The organism is Curtobacterium phyllosphaerae (assembly GCF_049341865.1).
Lineage (GTDB): Bacteria > Actinomycetota > Actinomycetes > Actinomycetales > Microbacteriaceae > Curtobacterium > Curtobacterium phyllosphaerae.
This window is the reverse complement of the sequence record NZ_JBMPIU010000007.1, coordinates 80,401-101,570: the sequence shown is the minus strand read 5'-3', so window position 1 is coordinate 101,570 and position 21,170 is coordinate 80,401. Positions and strand designations below refer to the sequence as shown.

17 protein-coding genes are annotated in these 21,170 nt (G+C 72.5%); 11 read left to right on the top strand and 6 right to left on the bottom strand.

Going from position 1 to position 21,170, the window contains the following annotated elements:
• The first annotated feature begins 13 nt into the window (after positions 1–13).
• Both ACO0E0_RS13280 and ACO0E0_RS13275 read left to right on the top strand, forming a co-directional pair.
• Positions 14–1,120: a glycosyltransferase family 2 protein gene (locus tag ACO0E0_RS13280; protein WP_422871912.1), complete on the top strand. Its 1,107-nt coding sequence runs from the start codon at positions 14–16 to the stop codon at positions 1,118–1,120.
• On the top strand, positions 1,104–2,594 hold the full coding sequence (locus tag ACO0E0_RS13275) for a hypothetical protein (protein ID WP_422871911.1): 1,491 nt from the start codon (positions 1,104–1,106) through the stop codon (positions 2,592–2,594). Before ACO0E0_RS13280 ends, ACO0E0_RS13275 begins: the two co-directional genes overlap by 17 nt.
• On the opposite strand, the gene ACO0E0_RS13270 is transcribed toward ACO0E0_RS13275, so the two are convergent.
• Entirely contained in the window at positions 2,591–3,886 is a 1,296-nt protein-coding gene (locus tag ACO0E0_RS13270) for an O-antigen ligase family protein (RefSeq protein WP_422871910.1), read from the bottom strand. The two genes, ACO0E0_RS13275 and ACO0E0_RS13270, sit on opposite strands and share 4 nt — an antisense overlap.
• Before the next feature lie 203 nt (positions 3,887–4,089).
• On the opposite strand from ACO0E0_RS13270, the gene ACO0E0_RS13265 reads away from it, so the two are divergent.
• Entirely contained in the window at positions 4,090–4,845 is a 756-nt protein-coding gene (locus tag ACO0E0_RS13265; protein WP_422871909.1) for a polyprenol monophosphomannose synthase, read from the top strand.
• Here the strand turns inward: ACO0E0_RS13265 and ACO0E0_RS13260 are convergent.
• From ACO0E0_RS13260 to ACO0E0_RS13250, 3 genes are all read right to left on the bottom strand, one after another.
• The gene (locus ACO0E0_RS13260) at positions 4,796–6,277 is read right to left on the bottom strand and encodes a hypothetical protein (RefSeq protein WP_422871908.1); all 1,482 of its coding nucleotides are present in this window, start codon (positions 6,275–6,277) and stop codon (positions 4,796–4,798) included. The genes ACO0E0_RS13265 and ACO0E0_RS13260 overlap by 50 nt on opposite strands.
• Positions 6,278–6,361: 84 nt before the next feature.
• The gene (locus ACO0E0_RS13255) at positions 6,362–7,669 is read right to left on the bottom strand and encodes a mannosyltransferase family protein (protein ID WP_422871907.1); all 1,308 of its coding nucleotides are present in this window, start codon (positions 7,667–7,669) and stop codon (positions 6,362–6,364) included.
• A gap of 41 nt (positions 7,670–7,710) precedes the next feature.
• Entirely contained in the window at positions 7,711–9,156 is a 1,446-nt protein-coding gene (locus tag ACO0E0_RS13250) for an O-antigen ligase family protein (RefSeq protein WP_422871906.1), read from the bottom strand.
• A 57-nt stretch (positions 9,157–9,213) separates the two neighbouring features.
• Between ACO0E0_RS13250 and manA the strand changes: the two genes are divergently transcribed.
• From manA to ACO0E0_RS13225, 5 genes are all read left to right on the top strand, one after another.
• Positions 9,214–10,419, top strand: coding sequence for a mannose-6-phosphate isomerase, class I (gene manA / locus ACO0E0_RS13245; RefSeq protein ID WP_422871905.1), 1,206 nt, complete (start codon positions 9,214–9,216; stop codon positions 10,417–10,419).
• A gap of 79 nt (positions 10,420–10,498) precedes the next feature.
• The gene (galE, locus tag ACO0E0_RS13240; protein WP_422871904.1) at positions 10,499–11,461 is read left to right on the top strand and encodes a UDP-glucose 4-epimerase GalE; all 963 of its coding nucleotides are present in this window, start codon (positions 10,499–10,501) and stop codon (positions 11,459–11,461) included.
• 383 nt (positions 11,462–11,844) lie between these two features.
• The gene (locus tag ACO0E0_RS13235; protein ID WP_422871903.1) at positions 11,845–12,168 is read left to right on the top strand and encodes a WhiB family transcriptional regulator; all 324 of its coding nucleotides are present in this window, start codon (positions 11,845–11,847) and stop codon (positions 12,166–12,168) included.
• Positions 12,169–12,286: 118 nt separating this feature from the next.
• Positions 12,287–15,280, top strand: coding sequence for a glycosyltransferase (locus ACO0E0_RS13230; protein ID WP_422871902.1), 2,994 nt, complete (start codon positions 12,287–12,289; stop codon positions 15,278–15,280).
• Positions 15,277–16,749 carry a DUF5719 family protein gene (locus tag ACO0E0_RS13225; RefSeq protein WP_422871901.1) on the top strand — a complete coding sequence of 491 codons (1,473 nt, stop codon included), beginning with the start codon at positions 15,277–15,279 and terminating at the stop codon, positions 16,747–16,749. Before ACO0E0_RS13230 ends, ACO0E0_RS13225 begins: the two co-directional genes overlap by 4 nt.
• Before the next feature lie 144 nt (positions 16,750–16,893).
• On the opposite strand, the gene ACO0E0_RS13220 is transcribed toward ACO0E0_RS13225, so the two are convergent.
• The gene (locus ACO0E0_RS13220; protein ID WP_422871900.1) at positions 16,894–17,340 is read right to left on the bottom strand and encodes a hypothetical protein; all 447 of its coding nucleotides are present in this window, start codon (positions 17,338–17,340) and stop codon (positions 16,894–16,896) included.
• Positions 17,341–17,407: 67 nt separating this feature from the next.
• Here ACO0E0_RS13220 and ACO0E0_RS13215 point away from each other — a divergent pair, with 67 nt between their 5' ends.
• Both ACO0E0_RS13215 and ahcY read left to right on the top strand, forming a co-directional pair.
• On the top strand, positions 17,408–17,617 hold the full coding sequence (locus ACO0E0_RS13215) for a DUF3499 family protein (RefSeq protein WP_422871899.1): 210 nt from the start codon (positions 17,408–17,410) through the stop codon (positions 17,615–17,617).
• Positions 17,618–17,655: 38 nt separating this feature from the next.
• On the top strand, positions 17,656–19,134 hold the full coding sequence (ahcY, locus tag ACO0E0_RS13210) for an adenosylhomocysteinase (protein WP_422871898.1): 1,479 nt from the start codon (positions 17,656–17,658) through the stop codon (positions 19,132–19,134).
• 78 nt (positions 19,135–19,212) lie between these two features.
• On the opposite strand, the gene ACO0E0_RS13205 is transcribed toward ahcY, so the two are convergent.
• The gene (locus ACO0E0_RS13205) at positions 19,213–20,136 is read right to left on the bottom strand and encodes an RDD family protein (protein ID WP_422871897.1); all 924 of its coding nucleotides are present in this window, start codon (positions 20,134–20,136) and stop codon (positions 19,213–19,215) included.
• Between the two features lie 18 nt (positions 20,137–20,154).
• Between ACO0E0_RS13205 and ACO0E0_RS13200 the strand changes: the two genes are divergently transcribed.
• A complete protein-coding gene (locus ACO0E0_RS13200; RefSeq protein WP_422871896.1) occupies positions 20,155–21,150 on the top strand; it encodes a stage II sporulation protein M in 996 nt (331 codons plus the stop codon).
• Positions 21,151–21,170 lie beyond the last annotated feature (20 nt).

Genomic DNA, 21,170 nt, shown 5'->3' with positions numbered 1-21,170 from the left:
GAAGGACCCTATCGTGACCGACGACGATCTCGTCATAGCCGCCATCGTGCCCTGCTACAACGAGGCGGCGGCCGTCGGCAAGGTCGTCACGGACCTCCTCGAGGCCGTGCCCGGCATCCACGTGTTCGTGTACGACAACAACAGCACCGACGGCACCGACGAGCTCGCCCGCGCGGCGGGAGCGACGGTCCGCTACGAGCGCACCAAGGGCAAGGGCAACGTCATCCGGCGTGCGTTCGGGGACATCGACGCGGACGTCTACCTGCTCATCGACGGCGACGACACGTACGACGCGAGCGCCGCGCCGGAGATGATCCGGACCCTGCTCGAAGGCCCGTACGACCACATCCTCGGCGTCCGGCAGGACGACCCGGAGGCCACCGCGTACCGCCCGGGCCACGAAGCCGGCAACCGCGCCTTCAACACCATCGTCGGCCGGATCTTCGGACTGCCGGTGTCCGACATGCTGAGCGGCTACCGGATCTTCTCGCGGCGCTTCGTCAAGTCGTTCCCGGCGCTCAGCAAGGAGTTCGAGATCGAGACCGAGTTGACGATCCACTCCATGAACCTCCGGATCCCGCAGACCGAGGTCCCCGTCGGGTTCCGCGACCGGCCGGAAGGCAGCGAGTCGAAGCTGTCCACCGTCAAGGACGGCCTGAAGATCCTGTCGCTCATCGCCCACCTGATCCGCTACGAGCGACCCCTCCTGTTCCACGGCATCCTCGGGGGCGTGTTCGCGCTCGTGGCCGTCATCCTGGCGATCCCGCTGTTCGTCGAGTTCAGCGAGACCGGGCTGGTCCCGCGGTTCCCGACGGCGATCCTCGCCGGGCTCCTCATGGTGATCGCGTTCTTCACCTGGCTCGTCGGCTTCGTGCTCGACGGGATCACCCGGTCCCGGCGCGAGACGAGCCGCCTGGCGTACCTCACCTACGCGGCCCCGAACAGCCCGGGCGTCCGACTCGCCTGGGACGCCCCGACCGAGATCGGCGACTCGTCCTACGCGCAGATCGTCGAGCGCGCCGACGAACAGGACGTCGCTCGCGCCGCCGACCAGCAGTCCGCCGGCCGTGCCGCAGCGGACGTCGCGGCGGCGCCGCACGTCGGTGACCGACGCGGCTGAGCACGCTGCGGCCGGCCAGGAGGCTCGGGCACCGTCCCTGACGGACCGCACCAGGGCCTCCAGTCCGGGCATCCCGGCGCACATGGGCGGGACCCCTGCCGGCGGCGCGCGGCCGACCGTCCGGCGGGTGCCCGTCGCCGGGATCGCGATCGCGCTCGCCGTCGGCGTCGCGGCGACGGTCCTCGGCTGGTTCCGACTGCCGGCGATCACCCGGGACACCCTCTGGGCCGAGGACTCGCGCCTGTTCCTGCAGGAGCGGGTCGTGCTCGGGCCGTGGGCGACACTGCTGCATCCGTACGACGGGTACCAGCACCTCGTGCCGCGCGTCCTGACCGACGTCGCGGTGGCCGTCGCGCCGATCGACCGGTACGCGACGACCGTGACCCTCCTGGCCCTCGCCGCCGTCGGGGTGACGGCGGCCGCGACGTTCGCGTTCTCCGGGGGGATGCTGCGGACGAGGACGGCCCGCATCGCCGTGTCGCTCGTCCCGGTGCTGCTGCCGATCGTCGCGACCGAGGCGCTCGGCAACTTCGCGAACCTGCACTGGTTCGCGCTCTGGCTCGCGCCCTTCCTCCTGCTGCACCGCCCGGCGACCCGGACCCGGGCCGTCCTGCAGGCCGTGCTCATGGCGTTCGTCACGATGACCGAGATCCAGACCGTCGTGTTCCTGCCCCTGCTGCTGGTCGTGGTCCGACGGCGACGTGCATGGCCGGTCGGCATCGTCGCCCTCGTCGGGCTCGCCGTGCAGTTCGCGACGTTCCTCTCGAGTCCGCGGGTGCGGTCGGACGCGCCGTCGTTCGTGCTCGACGACGCGGTCCGCGGGTTCTTCGCGGAGCCGTCGCTGAGCGTCTGGGTGCACGAGGGCCGCCGGGCCGCTCGGCTGCTCGAGGCGCACGGCACCGGACTCCTCGCGGTCGCGTTCGCGCCGTTCGTGGTGGCACTCGCGGTGACCGTCGCCGCGCGGTGGGGTGCGCGGTCGCTCCTCGCCGTCACGCTCGCGTCCGGAGCGGTCGTGATCTGGTTCGTCGACCTCGCGGTGAACCCGAACGAGCTCGTCGCGTTCGGCGCCGACGGATGGGGGGTGCTCGGGACCTTCGGGTTCGTCCGGTACGCACTCGTGCCGTCGATGTTCCTCGTGGCCCTCGTCGTCGTCGCGGCCGACCGGCTGCTCCGCGGCCCGGATCGCGCCGGCGGGCGGTCTGCCCGGCGTCGGTCGGCGACGGCGGCACGCGTGGTCGCGCGGGTGGTCGGCGGTGTCTCGCTCGTCGCACTCGCCGGGGTGCTCGCGTCGGCCTACCATCCCGCGTACACGGCCCGTTCCGACGGTCCGGACTGGCACGGGTCGGTGCGGACCGCCGAACGGACCTGCGCGTCGGAGCCGCCGACGGCACGGGTCCTCATCGAGGGTGCGCCCACCCGGTGGGGCGTGCGTCTCGCCTGCGCCGACGTCGTCGGGGACCGACGATTCCCCTAACTGTGCCGCAGCCGGGACCGCCACGAGCGGCGCCGGGCGGCGATGACGAGCACCGCGACGAACATCATGAGCCCCGCGCCGTGCAGCAGGTAGCTCTCCGCGGCGCTCGTGATCCCGATGAGCACCAGCACGACGGCCGGCCAGACGTACGCGACGCCCGGGAACGTCGTCGCGGTCACCCAGGCCCGCGCGAACGCGAGCCCGGCGGTCGCGACGAGGATGATGGTCCCGGCGAGTCCGAGCTGCAGACAGGCGTCGACCACGGCGTTGAGCCCGGACGTGTAGGGGCGTCCGCCGTCGGTCAACAGGGTGTCGAACGGGAACACGTCGGTCGGCCAGGTCCCGACCCAGCCCCATCCCTGGATCGGGTACGCCTCGGTCAGGAGCCGGATCCGCTGCCAGAGGTCGATCCGGCTCTCCGTGCCCCCGGCGGCACCGATCGTCGAGAGCAGCCGCCCGCGGAACACGAACGCCACCACGAGACCGCCACCGACCACGGTGCCGAGCACGGCGTTGATCCTCGGTCGACGCTCGGGTGCCGTCCGACGGAGCACGACGATCGCGAGGGCCGCGATCACGAGCCCGACCATCGCGATGCTCGTGATCGGCGACTGGACGAGCATGAGCGTGATGAGGGCGATCGACACGGACCCGATCGCCCGCCACCGGGTGACGCTCCGGGTCAGGGCCTCGAGGACGAAGGTCACGAGCGCCATCCCGGCGACGAACCCCATGAAGTTGCGGGTCCCGCCGACACCCTGGATCGGGCCGCCGTACGCGATGTTCCCCTGGATGCCGAGGCTCGTGATCGGCACGTCGATGACGAGGCCGGACAGGATCTCGAGGCCGAGCGAGGCGACGATGATGATCCGGAACGCGTCACCGGAGGCCCGGACGAGCTGCACGAGGTCGCGACCGAGCGCCAGGTAGAGCCCGAGCGCGATGAAGCAGACCGTCCCGGTGAACCCGCGGAGCGACGCCCACGAGTACTGGCTCCACAGCACGCTCAGCGCCATGTACCCGACGAGCCCGAGCAGGCTGAGCGGCAGGACCCCGTGCCACTCGATCCGGTAGCGCTGGCCGAGGAGGCTCAGTCCGGCGAGCACCACGAGCGCGCCGAGGATCGCCCACACCCCGGCGGTCCCGACGAGCACGCGCACGGTCGGGGCCGCGAACGCGAAGAGGACGATGACGGTGGCGAGCGCCTGCGAGAACCGGCCGCCGGCGGAGAACCCGATCCAGGCGGAGACGTACCGCCGGGTCACGACACGGCGTCCCGGCTCAGCGCTCACCCGCCCATTCTGGTCCATCGTCTCCCGGAGCCCGCCGAGACAGGCCGCTCGCGGGCACCGGCCGCGCCGGGCGGGGCTCCGGACCGGGCTCCGAGCTGGGCCGGGGCGGCTCCGAGCTGGGCCGGGGCGGCTCCGAGCTGGGCCGGGGCAGGGACGGGATAGGCTCGATCGTCTCTGTTCCGACTCCGGAGTTCACTTCGCGCATGCCCGCTCAACGACCCCGACCGCTCGTCATCGTCCCCACGTACGACGAGGCGGAGAACATCCGTGCCGTGGTCGACGTGGTGCTCTCCACCGTCGCGGACGCGCACCTCCTCGTCGTGGACGACGGCAGTCCGGACGGCACCGCGGACATCGTGGCGTCGATCGCGGCGACCGACGACCGCGTGCACCTCCTCCGTCGCACGGGCAAGCTCGGCCTCGGCACGGCGTACGTCGCCGGGTTCCGCTGGGGGATCGAGCGGGGGTACGGGTTCCTCATCGAGATGGACGCCGACGGCTCCCACCCGGCGGACGCGCTCCCGGGTCTCATCGACGCCGTCGCGGACGCGCCCGCCGACGCACCCGTCGCCCTCGCGATCGGTTCCCGGTGGGTCGACGGTGGGTCGGTCGTCGACTGGCCGCGGAGCCGCGAGCTCCTGAGCCGCGGCGGCAACTGGTACGCGAAGCGGATGCTCCGCCTCGACGTCGCCGACATCACGGCCGGCTACCGCGTCTACCGGGCCGACACGATCGCCCGGATGGACCTCGACTCGATCGACTCGAAGGGCTACTGCTTCCAGGTCGACATGACCCTCCGCGTCCACGACGCCGGGGGCACCATCGTCGAGCGGCCGATCGAGTTCCGCGACCGCGTGCTCGGGACGTCGAAGATGTCGCGGGCGATCGTGCTCGAGGCGATGCTCCGCGTCACGCAGTGGGGGATCGCGCGACGTCTCGGTGGCGGGCGACGGAGCTGACGGACGCGTCCGGGCCGATCGCGTCCGGATCGTTCCCGTCCGCGTCGCTCGCGTCCGGGCCGATCGCGGACGGGCCGATCGCGTCCGGGTCGTTCCCGCCGACCGCGTCCACCGTGCCGGGCGTCCGTCGCGCGACCTCGGAGGCGAAGAACGCGAACACCAGGGCGAGCAGCAGCCCGAACCGACCCCACACGCCGATCGCCAACGCCTGGTCCGCCCACGTGGTCCCGCTCGCGTGTCCGAGCGTCCCGTAGTAGATCCACCGGTACCAGCCGACGAACGCCGCGAGGTCGGCGACGAGGTAGGCCACGACCCACCCGATGCGCACCCGCAGCACGACGAAGAACGGGAGCAGCCAGAGCGTGTACTGCAGCGAGTCCACCTTGTTGAAGGCCATGTACACGCAGAGCAGCGCCGCAGCCGTCTGCACCCACGGGACGTGTCCGCGGCGTCGGGCGAGCACCAGGCTGACGACGACGACGGCCGCGATGGCGAGGGCGGTGGCGACGGTCGACGCGTTCCGCATCACCGCCTGCGTGTGCGCGGACGTGTCGTCCGACCAGGGGCGGAACCCCCAGTACCAGACGGACAGCGTCGAGGCGTCGATGACCCGGGCGGCCTGGAACCGGAACACCGAGAACCAGCCGGCCGCGTTCACGAGCACGAACGGCACGTTGGCGACGGCGAGGACGCCGACCGCGACGCCCACCGGCGCGAGCGCCCGGAGGAGCCGCTGCCCGAGCGGCAGCGTCGGCGTCGCGGCGAGCACCGCCAGTGCGAGTGGCAGGACGAACATGACCGGGTAGAGCTTCAGCGCCCCACCGATGCCGAAGGCGGCTGCGGCGAGCAGGACCCGTGTCCGGGGCGACCATCGGCGCGGTCCGACCAGGACGAGCGCCAGTCCGCCGGTCGTCGCGAGCACCGGGAGGACGTCCCAGTTGTAGAGCGCGTAGATCGCGAGCGGGGGCGTCGCGGCCCAGATCCACGCGCGGTGGCCCGCCGTCCGGGCGAGCAGCACGGTCGTGGTCGCGACGATCGGCAGGAACACGAGCATCGTCACGAACAGGAACCCGGAGTCGGTGCGCACCGGGAGCGCGGTCAGCCAGACGACGAGGCCGGTCAGCGTCGGGTACTCGACCGTCCCGCCGTGCACCGCCGGCGGGTCCGCCGTGTAGCTGCCGTGCACGTACGGCAGGAGGTGACCGACGAGCCGCCTCCCACCCCACAGGGACAGGACGTCGGAGTAGCAGGCCCGTTGTGTGAGGTCCTGCAGCGTGACGCCGACGCTCGAGCCCTTGCCGTCGACGACGCCGGTCGTGCACGTGGTCTTGTGCAGGTAGCTGACGACGGTGAGGGCGAGGGAGACGACCACCATCGCGACGGTCTCGATCGGGTGCAGTCGGGGACGCACCCGGGTCGGGGTCGGGGTCACGGAGGCCTTCCTGCCTGTGCCGGCGACAGACGGTTGCGAGCTGCCGACCAGCGTACCGGGTCGGTGTCGGCCGTCGGGCTGGGCTCAGCCCGCCCAGAGTCCGAGCGCGAACTGGTGCGTCTGGAACGTCAGCAACGCCACCCCGACGACCAGCGTCCCGACCCACAGGACCGGTCCGACGAGCCCCCCGACGCCGTCGCCGCGCGCGGCCCCGCGTCCCAGCGCGATCGGCACCGGGAACAGCGTCAGCATGTTCCGGCCGAGCGAGACGAACGACACGCTCGTCATGAGCGACGCCGCGGTCAGTCCGACGAGGACCGCCTCCGGCCACGACCGACGCGCGACGAACCACGCGAGCACCACGACGACCAACGCGGCGAACCCGATGTCGAACACGGCCTGGATCCGTGCGGACACGTTCGGGTGCGCGTGCGTCAGGAAGACCGACGTCCGCAGTGCGTCCCACGGCCAGGAGAGGGTCCGGCCCCAGCCGACCGCCTGGGCATGCGACCAGGCGTCCGGCCGGCCGGTCCGTACCCAGAGGAACACGAGGTACGTCGCCGTCCCGCAGGCTCCCACCAGGACGGCCGGGAGGCCCGGGCCGAGCAGACCGCGTCGCTCGCGTCGTCGGGACACCACGGACATGACGACGAGCGCCGCGAGCAGGAACAGGCCGTTCACCCGGGTGGCGCCGGCGGCGGCGCAGAGCACGCCGGCGAGGAGCCACCGCTCACGGGTCCCCGCCCACCAGGCGGCGGTGGCGAACGCGAGGAACGTCGACTCGGAGTACGACGCGTGCAGGAACAGCGCGTACGGGCCGAAGAAGAGGAGGGCGGTCGCGGCGAGGCCGGCGCGCTCGCCGGTCCGGGTGCTCGCGACGCGCCAGACGAACGCGCCCGCGACGACGGCGCCGAGGGCCGCGACGAGCGCCAGCGCGCGGGGGAGTGCCGCGTCGGTCCCGAGCGGCGCGAGCAGCACGGCGGTCCCACGGGCGAGGAGCGGGTACCCCGGGAAGAACGCGGGGAGCCCCGGGTCGTCGGCGGCGGCGGGGAAGTAGCCGTCCGCCGCGATGGTCGCGAAGTGCTCGCTGTCCCACTGCGCGAGGAGGGCGGTGAACGGTCGACCGCCGAGCGCTGCGCCGCGGGTGCGCTGCAGGGTCGTCATCGCGATGGCCGTGACGAGCGCCCGGGAGATCGCCCAGAGCGTCAGGGAGCCGACGATCGCGCGGAGCCACTCGCGGCGGATGGTGTCCCGGTGGGCCGTGTCCCGGTGGGCCGTGTTCCGGTGGGCGGTGTTCCGCCGGCGTGCGGTGCGCCCGGTCGCGTCACCGCGCCGTGCGACACGGCGACCGAACGTCCGTGATCGGTCGGCGGCGACGGTCGATGCGGGCACGACGGCAGCCTACTGCAATGTCGTGTACGGAATATCGCGTCCTAAAGTCGGCGCGAAGACTCCCGCCGTGCTGGTTCCCGCGGTGCCCGCTCCCGGGTCGCTCGACCATCTGCGGCGCCACGCCGGAACTCGCGCCGTGCGACCGGCGTCCGCGGGCCGTCGCCGGTCGAGACGGGTTCCTCGCCGACGAGCACGGACCGGGTCTTGATCGCGAGGATCGCGAAGAGGATCCAGTTGCCTTCGTAGAGCAGTCGTGACTCCGCGAACGACTGCACGAGGAGCGCGGTCACGAGCAGGAGCGCGGCGAGCGAGACCGGGTCGAACGGCTTCGGTTCGAGATCGGGACCGCGACTGATGGCGGTGGCGTTCCACCACGATCGGACCACCGCACCGATGACGTACACCAGGAACAGGACCAGGCCGATCGCCCCGATCTGCATCCACATGTCGAGGTAGGCGTTGTGGGCCTGCAGGTACGTCACACCGTTCTGGACGTGCACGTGGTTCAGGGGGGAGATCGCCGGCCACCAGTACCCGATCCAGCCCCATCCGAGGACCGGGTGGTGCACGACGAGCTCGTTCCAGACGTCGGACCAGATGTCGCTGCGCCCGGTGAGTGTCGCGTTCCGGCCGAGCAGCGCCGTGATCGGTCGGGACGCGACCGCGACGAGCCCACCGACCAGGAGGACCGCTGTGAGCCCCCCCAGGTACCACGGCGCACGTCGTCCGGTCGGCACCCGCCGGACCGCGACGGCGGCGAACAGCACCACCGCGACGACGACGGCGGCGACGATCACCGTGGAGGACCGGGTCAGCAGGAACACCGCCGCCGCGACGACGAGCCACCCGGTGGCCCGGACGCGCTTCATCCGGTCCTCGGCGAGCTGGATCCCGACGGCGATCGCGGCGAGGAGCGCGACCATCGCGAGCAGGTTGGCGTTCCCCGGCAGTCCCTGGATCCGCCCGCCGGTGAACAGCTCCGCGCGCGAGAAGGCGAAGGCGTCGGGCACCTTGCGGTCGCCGTAGTGCGTCCACACCGGGTACACCGGGTGCCGGACGACGACCGCGACGACGAACTCGAACACGAGCGACAGCGACAGCACCCAGCGGAGCGCGAGGCTCAGCGCGTCGACGATCCGGCGCCACGACAGGGTCGAGGCGACGACGAAGGCCACCAGGGTGCAGAGCACCTGCGCCAGGAGGCTCGAGATCGTCGCGATCCGCCAGTGCGACCACGCGACGGACAGCAGGCACCACCCGAGCAGGATCCAGAGACCGGGCGGCGTCCGCCGGAACGACGGCCTGGCCCGGACGAGGATCGAGACGCCCCAGGCGCCCGCCGCCGCGCAGACGACCGCCCAGCCGTAGTAGCTGAGGAGGTTCGAGACGCCGTCGCCCGCGAACACGATGAACAGCAGGGTGGCCGCGAAGGCGAAGGCCTCGCGCTCGGGGACACGACGGCGTGCCAGCGGCCATGTGTTCGTCACGGAGAGCACCATACCGGGCCGTACCGGGGCGTCAGGCGCGGACAGTAGGGTCTGAGCATGTTCCTCGGCATCACCAACACCCCTCGCGACTACGCCTGGGGGTCCGTCACCGCGATCCCCGAACTGCTCGGCCGGACCGTCACCGGTCGCCCGCAGGCGGAGCTGTGGCTGGGTGCGCATCCCGGCAGCCCGAGCGTCGTGGTGAACCCCGCGATGGTCGGCGGGGCCGACACGTTGCTGGACTGGATCGACGCCGAGCCGCGCGAAGCACTCGGCAGCGACACCGCGCACGACCTGCCGTTCCTGCTCAAGGTGCTCGCCGCTGCCGCTCCGCTCTCGCTCCAGGCGCACCCCACCGCCGAGCAGGCCCGCGCCGGGTTCGAGCGCGAGAACGCTGCCGGGGTCCCGCTCGACGCCCCCGAACGGAACTTCAAGGACCCGTTCCCGAAGCCCGAGTTGATCGTCGCGATCAGCGAGCGGTTCGAGGCGCTCAGCGGCTTCCGTCCCGCGGCCGACGCCGTGGCGGACGTCGCGACGATCGACGCCGGGACAGGCCGACTCGGGCCGCTCGTCGCGCACCTCGCCGCCGGGCTGGAGGACACCTTCCGCTGGCTCATCGAGCCGGACGACGCGGCGCGCGCGGTCATCGCTGCGGCGTCGGAGCTCGCCGGCGCCGTCGAGGACCCGACGCCGAACGTCCGGACGGTCGTCGACCTCGCTGCGAGCGCGCCCGGCGACCCCGGCATCGTCCTGTCGCTCCTCATGCACCGCGTGTCGCTCGCGCAGGGCGAATGCCTGTTCCTGCCCGCGGGGAACATCCACGCGTACCTCGAGGGTCTCGGCATCGAGCTGATGGCGCCGTCCGACAACGTGATGCGCGGCGGGCTGACCGCGAAGCACATCGACGTCCCCGAGCTGCTCGACGTGCTCGACTTCAGCGCCCACCCGGAGCCGTACCTGGTGCCGGACGAGCTCGCCGCCGGGGTCGACCGGTTCGCGCCGGCCGGGGTCGGGTTCGCGCTCCTCCGCATCTCGAGCGCCGGTGAGCCGATGGGGTTCGGCACCGGTGGGGTCGCACCGCTCGCCGGACCCTCGATCGCGATCTGCACCGAGGGTGCCGCGACCCTCGTCGGCGCGCACTCCGCCACCATGCTGCGCCGTGGCGAGTCCTGCTACGTCACCCCCGACGAGGGCGACGTCGTGGTCGAGTCCGACGCGGCGCTCGGCGCCACGGCGACGGTCTTCATCGCGACGAGCGCGTAGCGCGGACGCGGCGCCGGACGGGAGGCGCGGTGCGGGCTCGGACCGCCCCTCCCGTCCGGATGCCGGTAGCGTGGCGGCCATGAGTTGGTTGGTCACCGGCGCGGCCGGGTACATCGGATCGCACGTCGTCAGAGCGCTCGAACGGGCGGGGATGTCGGTCGTCGCGGTCGACGACCTGTCGAGCGGGTTCCGGGCGTTCGTCCCCGAGCACACCCCGTTCGTCGAGGCCTCGATCCTCGACCGCGAGCTCCTCACGAGGGCATTCGACGAGCACGACGTCACCGGCGTGGTGCACGTCGCCGGCTTCAAGTACGCGGGGGTCTCGGTGCAGCGGCCACTGCACACCTACGCGCAGAACGTCACGGGCATGGCGACGCTGCTCGGCGTGATGGCGGAGCACGACGTCACGAAGGTCGTGTTCTCGTCGAGTGCCGCCGTGTACGGGACGCCGGACGTCGAGACCGTCGTCGAGAGCACGCCGAAGAACCCGGAGTCCCCGTACGGCGAGTCCAAGCTCGTCGGCGAGTGGCTGCTCCGCGACATGGAGGTCGCGCGGGACTTCCGGACCACGAGTCTCCGGTACTTCAACGTGGTCGGCTCCGGGGAACCGGACCTGTACGACGCGAGCCCCCACAACCTGTTCCCGCTCGTCTTCGACGCGTTGCTCGCCGGTCGGACCCCGAAGATCAACGGCGACGACTACCCGACGCCGGACGGCACCTGCGTGCGCGACTACGTGCACGTCGCCGACCTCGCACACTCGCACGCGGTCGCCGCGCGGCGGCTCGAGGCGGACGAACCCGTCGAACGGGCCTACAACCTCGGCAGCGGCGACGGCGTCTCGGTGCGGGAGATCATGACCGCGATGGCGACCGGGACGGGGATCGACTTCACACCGGAGGTCACGGCGCGGCGTCCGGGTGACCCGGCACGGATCGTCGCGACCGGCGAGCTCGCCGCGCGCGACCTCGAATGGGCGATGCGGCACACCCTCGACGAGATGGTGACGAGCGCCTGGAACGCCCGGCGCTCCGCCGACTGAGCGCGCCAGGAGCCGACCGAGCGCGCCGGGAGCCGACCGAGAACGCAGCGATCCGGGGTGGGCTGCAGACCGCACCCCCGGTTCGTGCGTCCTCGGCCGAGGGCTCCGCGGGGGACGACGAGGGGGTCGCGTCGGACACGCCCGAGGTTCGCTCGGACACGCCGGGCCGGGGTCGCCGGAGCACCCATACACGATCCGCGGGGCGCAGCGCGACACGCCAAAACGGGGGACATGACCTTCGAGAACGGGTCGACCCTTTTATGATGCGCCGACTTGACCTCCGTGAATCACACCTGTGTAATTAGTCCAGCGACACGCGTCGCGACGTTCGAGATACGACGTTCAGCACGGTGCCGGTCCACGGTGCAGCAAGGGGTGATCAGGTGAACGCTTCCGAATTCCGGCCGGGCGTCCCGGACGACTGGCACGTCGACCCCGTCGACCTCGGCGTCCCGGGTGTCCGCAGGGCGACCGAGGACGACGGCGACAACCCGCTGTCATGGCAGGTCGACTCGTTGTGCGCGCAGACCGACCCCGAGGCCTTCTTCCCCGAGAAGGGCGGCTCGACGCGCGAGGCCAAGAAGATCTGCTCCTCGTGCGACGTCCGGGCGCAGTGCCTCGAGTACGCGCTCGAGAACGACGAGCGCTTCGGCATCTGGGGCGGCATGAGCGAGCGGGAGCGCCGGAAGCTGCGCAAGCGGGCGTAGTCCCCGAGGTCCGACGGAGGCGCTGGGACCCAGCCACCGGACAGGACGGCCACAGGTTGCCGACGCGCCCCGTGCCTCCCGACCGCATCGGCGGCCGCCTCGTAGAGTGACGCCCGTCATGCAGCCGAGCTCATCTCTCCAGCCCCGGGTCACCGCGATCCTCGTCTGCGCCAACGGCGCCGGCTTCCTCGATCGGACCCTCGAGGCGCTCGCGGCGCAGACCAGACCGCCGGAGAACCTCGTCGTCGTCGACGTCGGGTCCACGGACGGATCGACGAACGCGCTGTCGTTCGGCGGCGCGGCGCAGGTCAGTCGGATCCCGTCGGGACGTCCGTTCGGCGAGGCCGTGTCGCACGGCGAGCGGCTCGCCCCGCAGGCGGACGCCGACGAGCAGGTCGACGAGTGGCTGTGGCTCGTCGGACACGACAACGCCCCTGCTCCGACGGCCCTCGCCGAGCTCCTCGGCGCCGTCGAGATCGCGCCGTCGGTCGCCGTCGCCGGGCCGAAGTTGATGGCGGCCGACCAGCCGGCCAAGATCGAGGCGTTCGGCGAGAGCATGACCCGCTTCGGTCGCTCGATGACGCTCGTGGCCGACGAGCTCGACCAGGGCCAGCACGACAACCACACCGACGTGCTCGCGGTCGCGGCCGCGGGGATGATCGTCCGCCGCACGGTGTGGACCGCACTCGGCGGCTTCGACCCCGCGCTGCCGCACGTCGACGCATCGCTCGACTTCTGCGTCCGCGCCCGGCTCGCCGGACACCGCGTCTCGCTCGTCCCCGAGTCCCGGGTGATCACCGCAGGACCGCCCGAGGACTTCGGACGACGGGCCCTGCACGAGTCCCGCCGCGTTCGGTTCCACCGTCAGGCGCAGTTGCACCGGCGGATGACGTACGCGCCGGCGGGTCTCCTCTGGCTGCACTGGCTGAGCCTCGTCCCGTTCGCCGTCGGACGCTCGATCGGGCACCTCGTGGCGAAGCACCCGGGTGCCGTCGGCGGCGAACTCGCCGCTGCGTTCGCGGTCGCGTTCGGCGGTGGCGCCGCGACGGCCCGTCGTGCGCTCGCCCGGAACCGACGCGTCGGCTGGACGGCGATCGAGCCGCTCCGGGTGAGCTGGCGACGTGTCCTGGAACGACGGATCACCTCACGCGACGTCGAGATCGCGCACGTGGAGGACGCTGCCGTCCCCCGCGCGTCGTTCCTCGGCGACGGCGGGCTCTGGGTGGTGCTCGCCGCCGTGGTCGTCAGCGCCGTGATGCTCGGGTCGGTGATCGGCAGTCCGGCGCTCACGGGGGGCGGGCTCCTGCCGGTCAGCGACACGGTCGGCCGGCTCTGGCAGAACGTGGGCTACGGCTGGCACACGCTCGGCACCGGGTTCGCCGGTCCGTCGGACCCGTTCGCGGCGGTCCTCGCGGTGCTCGGCTCGATCACCGCCTGGTCGCCGTCGTGGTCGATCGTGCTGCTCGTCCTGGTGTCGTTCCCGCTCGCCGCCCTCGGGTCCTGGTTCGCGGTCCGCCGGGTCACGACGCGCGTCTGGGTCCCCGTGGTCGGGGCGTCCCTCTACACGCTGGCTCCGCCCCTGGTGAGCGGTGTGATGAGCGGGCACCTCGGCGCGGTGCTCGCGCACGTGCTCCTGCCGTGGTTCTTCCTGACGATCCTCGCGGCGCACCGCTCCTGGGCGTCATCCGCCGGCGCAGCGCTGCTCTTCGCGGTCATCGTCGCGGGCGCTCCGTCGCTCATCCCGCTGATGGTCCTCGGCTGGCTCGTCGCGCTCGCCGCGGGGTGGCGGCACGCGCATCGCCGCATCGCGATCCCGCTGCCGGCGATCGTGCTGTTCGCGCCGCTGGTGTGGGCGCAGATCGACCGCGGCACGCCACTGGCGATCCTCGCCGACCCCGGTGTTCCGTCCGCGACCCGCGCACCCTCCGCGCTGCAGCTCGCGGTCGGGTCACCGCTGCCCGACTGGAACGGGTGGCTGACCTCCCTGCATGGCGTCGCGGGCCTCGGCGGCGTCGTAGCGGCCCTGCCGATCGTGTTCGCCGTGCTCGCCCTGCCGATCGGGGCGACCGCGATCGGGGCGCTGCTCGGGCACCGCTGGCACCTCGCCGCGGTGGCACTCGGCTTCGCGTTCGCCGGGTACGTGTCCGCGTTCGCCGCGACCCACGTCGCGCTGACCGGTGTGGGGTCGACGACGACGATCATCTGGCCGGGGTCCGCGCTCACCGTGTACTGGTTCGCCCTCGTGCTCGCCACCGCCGTCGGGCTCGACACGCTGCCGCGTCTGGCGCCGGGGCTCGGGGTCGTCGCCGCGGGCTTCGTCGGCCTCGCCGTCGCACCGGTCCTCGCCGGGGTGTTCCTCGGCACGGCCTCGATCGCGCCGACGACGGGACGGGTCCTGTCGGCGTACGTCAACGCCGAGGCGCAGGCGAACCCCGACGTCGGCACGCTCGTCATCTCGCCGCTCGACGACGGCACCCTCGGGGTCTCGCTCGAACGCGGCCAGGGGTCGACGCTCGACGACCAGTCCACGCTCGACGCCACCGCCCTCGCCCTGTCGCCGGCCGGCCGACGTCTGACGACCCTGGCGGCGAACCTCGCGAGCCGCAGCGGCTTCGACCCGCGACCGGACCTCCGCGAGCTCGGCGTGAGCTTCATCCTCTTGGGCGACGCCGGCGGGAGCGGGAGCGCGGCGAACGCCGACGACGGCGCCGCCGCATCCGACGTGTCGGCCAGCGCGGCCAGCGCGGACGGTACCGCCGGCACGGACGGCACTGCCGGCACCGCCGGCGCGGACGGCACCGGCGGCACCGCGGCCGCCAGGGCACTGCACACGCGTGCCGCCGGGTCGATCGGCCAGAACGCCCTCTTCACGAGCATCGGCGACACCACGAACGGCACGCTCTGGCACTACGAGGGCCGCGTCGACCGTCCGAGCACCGGGTCCGCGACCGTCGAGACCACGCACGTGCTCGTGCTCCTCGTGCTCGGCATCGTGTTCGGCGCGACTGCGCTGCTCGCGATCCCCACGGCTCCGCGTCGGCGCCGCGCGGTCTCGAACGTGCTCGAGGCCGACGAACCCGCCACCACCTTCGACGAGGAGCGCGACGAATGAGCAGCACCACCCGTCCGACGGCGGCCCCGAGGAGCGGCGCGCGCTGGGCGGTCCGCGGCGCCGCGACCGTCGTCGCGCTCGTCGTCGCCGTGGGGACGATCGGCGCCGCGCACCTGGTCGATGCTCCGGCGCTCACCGGCTCCGTGCCGCGGATCGCGGAACGGCCCGCCGGGCGGACGGTCACGCCGGTCCCCGCCGACGCCGAACGGGTGTGCGCCGGCAGCGTCCTCCAGCTCTCCGACGAGACCGGCGCGGACGCCACCACCGCGACGCGCGTCGGGCGTCAGACCGTCGCCGCGGCGTCGTCCACCGGGGACGTCGAGCGGGGCGCGCTCCAGGCCTCCTCGAACGGCGGCAGCGACCCCACGGTGCTGACCGCGAAGGCCCGTGACCGGACCCCGACCGTCGCGGGCAGCGGGATCCAGGACATCGAGCGCGGCGACCTCGCCGGACTCGCCGCGGCGTCCTGCGACGACCCGGCGACGTCCACGTGGCTCGTCGGCGGGTCGACCGAGACGGGCCGCACGAGTCTCATCACGCTCTCCAACCCGACGGACGTGAACGCCACCGTCGACCTCGACGTCTTCACGGGGAGCGGCACCGCGTCCGCGCCGGGCACCACCGGCATCGTCGTGGCCCCGAACACGCAGAAGGTCGTCCCGCTCGCCGGGTTCGTGTCCGACCAGACCTCGCCGGTCGTGCACGTCACCTCGTCCGGAGGGCAGATCGTCGCGACGATGCAGGAGAGCGTCGTCCGGACCCTCACCCCGGGCGGGGTCGACATCGTCGAGGGTTCGGCCGAGCCGTCGCGGAGCCAGACGATCCCCGGTGTCGTGCTGCAGGACGCGCAGGGTGCGCAGTCCGGGTCCGACACCGCCGACGCGGCGCCGATCGTCCGGGTGTTCGTCCCGGGATCGAGCGCCGCGGACCTGACCCTCGCGATCACCACTGCCGACGGGGCCGGCACGACCGTGACCGCGAACGCCGACGGTGGCGTCGTCACCGACGTGCCCCTCGACGACTTCCCGGACGGCGTGTACTCGATCTCGGTCTCGTCCACCGTGCCGGTCGTCGCTGCCGCACGCACGAGCACCCCTACCTCGGACGGCCGGGCCGACCTCGGGTGGTTCGCGTCCGCCCCGACGCTCACCGGTCCGACGCTCGTCGACGTCGTCGACGGGCCCGACGCGACGATGACCCTGGTGAACCCGACGACCTCGAACGCCACGGTGCGGCTGGTCGCCGGTGCAGGCGCGGGTGCGGGTTCGGACTCGAGTCCGAGGACCGTCACCGTGACGGTGCCGGCCGGGTCCACCGCGAGCACCTCGTTCCCGACGAGTCGCCCGATCACCATCCGCGGCGCAGCCGGACTCACGGCAGGCATCACCTACCAGGGCGACGCGGGGATCGCCGGCTTCCCGCTCCGACCGGGTGCTGCCGTGTCGACACCGGTCACGGTGTACCCGTAGGCCAGTCCTTCCCCGGGAGGCGCGGAAGACCGGGCGACCGGACCCGCGCCGCGGGGTGTGCCGTGCCTCCCGGCCGGGCGTGCGGTGCGTGTCGGCCCGGTCCGTGTCGGCCGCTCCGTGTCGGCCGCTCCGTGTCGGCGGGGATCAGAAGTGCCGGTACCGGTCCGGAGCGAGGTCCCACGGGTCCTTGTCGATGAGCTCGCCGACCGCGCGGAACACCGCTGCCTCGACGATGACCCGCTTGTCGACGTCGTCCTTCTCGACCAGGCGGGTGAGCCGCTCGACCGGGATCCGGAACAGCGTCACGGTCTTCCGGCCGCGGTCGAGGCGGTGGCGTGGCATGGTGGCGTCGGGGCCGGACACGGGTTCCGACGGCATGTCCGCCACCTGGAACACGATGCCGTCGAGCTCGTCGGGCCACAGGTCCACGAGGTAGTGCGCGGCGTCGGCGACGATCCGGTCGAAGGACTCCGCGCGGGTCAGCATCGGCGCGAGGTCGGGTCCGGTGACCGACGACCGGCCGCCGCGTCCGTGGCGGGACCGCCCCCGCGCACGATCGACGCGGGCGACCGTGCGGTGACGTCGGACCATGCGGGCAATCGTACTGCGAGCGGGCACGGGTGGCGCTCACGGCGGACGCGGTAGGTTGGTGCGCGGGATGGACTCGAGGATCTGCAGCAAGGTCGCGTGCGCGGCGCGTGCCGCGGCGACCCTGACCTACGACTACGGCGACTCGATGGTCGTCGTCGGGCCGCTCTCCACCCGGATCGAGCCGCACGGGTACGATCTCTGCGCGCGGCACGCCGAACGCCTCTCGGTGCCGAAGGGCTGGCAGGTCGTCCGACACCTGCCGATCACCCGCGACTAGCTGCATGCGGCTCGGAGGTCGTCTGTCAGACTGACTCCATGCCCACCGACACGCAGACCACCGAGCCGTACCGCGTCCGAGACCTGACGCTGGCCGAGGCGGGCCGTCACCAGATCCGGCTCGCCGAGAACGAGATGCCGGGGCTCATGTCGCTGCGCACCGAGTTCGCCGAGTCCCAGCCCCTGGCCGGAGCACGGATCGCGGGGTCGCTCCACATGACGGTGCAGACGGCGGTGCTCATCGAGACGCTCACCGCCCTCGGCGCCCAGGTCCGGTGGGCCAGCTGCAACATCTTCTCGACGCAGGACGAGGCTGCAGCGGCGATCGCCGTCGGCCCGACCGGCACCCCCGACGCCCCGGACGGCGTGCCGGTGTTCGCCTGGAAGGGCGAGACGCTCGACGAGTACTGGTGGTGCACGAGCCGGATCTTCGACTGGAGCGCGGAGGCCCGAGCCGCCGGAGCGGACTGGGCCGGCCCGAACATGATCCTCGACGACGGCGGCGACGCCACCATGCTGGTGCACGACGCCGCCGCGGCCGAGGCAGCCGGGGTGGCACCGACCGCGAGCGAGTCCGACCCCGCCGAGAAGCACGTCGTCCTCCGTGCGATCGCCGCGTCGCTCGCCGAGTCCCCGGACCGGTTCACGCGCATCGCCGCCGACATCCGCGGCGTCACCGAGGAGACCACCACCGGCGTGCACCGCCTGTACGAGCTCGCGCGGAGCGGGCAGCTCCAGTTCCCGGCGATCAACGTCAACGACTCCGTGACGAAGTCGAAGTTCGACAACAAGTACGGCATCCGGCACTCCCTCCCGGACGGCATCAACCGGGCCACCGACGTCCTGATCGGCGGCAAGGTCGCGTTCGTGGTCGGCTACGGCGACGTCGGCAAGGGTGCCGCCGAGGCGCTCCGCGGTCAGGGCGCCCGCGTGATCGTGTCCGAGGTCGACCCGATCTGCGCGCTCCAGGCCGCGATGGACGGGTTCCAGGTGACGACGCTGCAGTCCGTCGTCGACCAGGTCGACATCGTCGTGACCTGCACCGGCAACGTCGACGTCGTGACGGTCGACGACATGCTGGGATTGAAGCACCTCGCGATCCTCGCGAACGTCGGGCACTTCGACAACGAGATCGACGTCGCGGGCCTCGAGCGGCTCCCCGGCGCCGAGCGCGTCGAGATCAAGCCGCAGGTGCACGAGTGGCGCCTGCCGACCGGCCGCAGCGTCCTCGTGCTGTCGGAGGGTCGACTCATGAACCTCGGGAACGCGACCGGTCACCCGTCGTTCGTGATGAGCAACTCGTTCGCGAACCAGGTCCTCGCGCAGATCGAGCTCTGGACCAAGCCGTCGGAGTACCCGGTCGGCGTGTACGTGCTGCCGAAGCACCTCGACGAGAAGGTCGCCCGTCTGCACCTCGACGCCCTCGGCGTCCGCCTGACGACGCTGCGACCCGAGCAGGCTGCGTACATCGGTGTCACGGTCGACGGCCCCTACAAGCCGGAGATGTACCGGTACTGATCCGTTCCGGGAGTGGTGGTCCGACCTCGTCGCACGGGAGGCCCCCTCGTCGCACGGGAGGCCCGGGGTGCGTCGGGCCTACCGGTGCGGGAACCCGGTCGGTCGCGCAGATGCGACCTCGGCGAGCCCCTGCAACGTCCGCGCTCGGCTCGCGAGTGCGCGGACGTCGCGCTCCCGACGGAGGGCGACGACCCCGGCCAGGTACCGTTCGGGATCGACCGGGGGCACCGGGCGCGCGTAGGGGGCGATCTGCGCCGCCAACGCCGACGCCGTCGACCACCGCAGGTCCGGTCGGAGCGTCGTCGCGGTTCGGAAGTACCCGGCGAGCCGGTCCTCGAGGCGTTGCGGGAGCCGGGAGACGTCGGCGACGGACGCCCAGCCCACGAGGTCGGGTGGGAGCGACACGACCGGGTCCTGGCTCCGCGGGATCCGTTCGAGCTGCACGAAGGTGCCGGCCATCAGGTCGCCGAGGCGTCGTGGACGTGCCCCGAAGAGCGCCACGAGGAGCGCGAGGGCACCCACGGTCGAGAACAGCTCGAGGACGCCGATCAGCGCGCGGGCGAACGCTTGGCGGGAGCCCACCGAGCCGCCGTCCATCCGCACCACGCGGGTGCCGACCGCCCATCGTCCGATGCTCTTGCCGTGCGACGCGACCTCGAGCGCGGTGGGGGCCACGACGATGGCGAGGACGAGGGCGACGACCGACCAGATCGACAGCCAGGCGTCGTCCTCGACGTGCGACAACGCGACGACCCCGCCGATGACCAGCGCGATCCAGAGCAGGACGTACACGATGCCGTCGATGATCCCGCCGGCGAGCCGGAGCGCGATGCTCGCGGGCTGGACGTCGAGCGCCACGGCCTCCCCGACGACGAGCGCCGGAGCCTCGTCGTCGAGGGTGCGGAGGAGGCCGCGCGCCGTCAGGTCGTGTTGGCGCTCGGCATGGTCGCGCTGACGGTTCGCACGGCCGGTTCGGTCGTGGTGCGGTGACGGCGTCGACATGCCATCATTCAAGCAGTCATGGACCTCGAAGCATACGGTGCCGTCCACCGGGAGCAGTGGGACGAGCTGGACCGGCTCGCCCGGCGTCGTCGTGCCTCCGGCGAGGACATCGACCGGCTCCTGACCCTCTACCAGTCCGGGGCGACCGACCTGGCCCGTGTCCGTGGCACCGTCGCCCGGTCGGGCATGGGGGACCGGCTCTCGCTGACCCTGTTCCGCGCGCGACTCCGGTTCACCGGCACCCCGGGCAACGCGCTGCTCGGGGTGGCGACGTTCTTCGCCGTGCAGCTCCCCGCGGCGCTGTACCGGATCCGATGGGTGACACTCGTCCTCGCGGCGGCCACCGGGGCGATCGCCGTCGTCACCGGACTGTGGATCGCGTCCGACCCGCGGGCCATCAGCACGTTCGGGTCCTCGGCGGCGCTCCACCGGTACGCCACCCAGGACTTCGTCGACTACTACTCCGATCACTCGCTCGCGTCGTTCACCGGCAAGGTGTGGACGAACAACGCGTTCCTCGCGGCCGAGATGGTGGGCTTCGGCGTCACCGGTCTGTTCGTGCCGTACGCGATCATGAACAACGCGGTGAGCCTCGGTGTGTCCGGCGCGATCATGCACTGGCAGGGGCGGCTCGGCGACTTCTTCCTGTACATCGCGCCGCACGGGCAGCTCGAGCTCTACTCGGTGTTCATGGCCGGGGCGGCGGGGCTGATGATCTTCTGGTCGTGGATGGCGCCCGGTGGGCGGACGCGCGGGCAGGCGCTCGCCGAGAGCGGACGCGCACTCGTCGCGGTCGCGATCGGGCTCGTGCTGACACTGCTGCTGTCCGGGATCATCGAGGGCACCGTGACCCGGCAGCCCTGGCCCTGGCCCGTCAAGATCGGGATCGGGACCGTCGCACTCGCGGTCGTCCTGTACTACCAGTGGGTCGTCGGTGGGCGTGCTGCGCGGGCCGGGGAGCGCGGCGACGTCGACGAGTTCGACCGCGGCGCGACGGTGCTCGTCGCCGGGTGAGCGAGCCGTGGCCCTGTCGG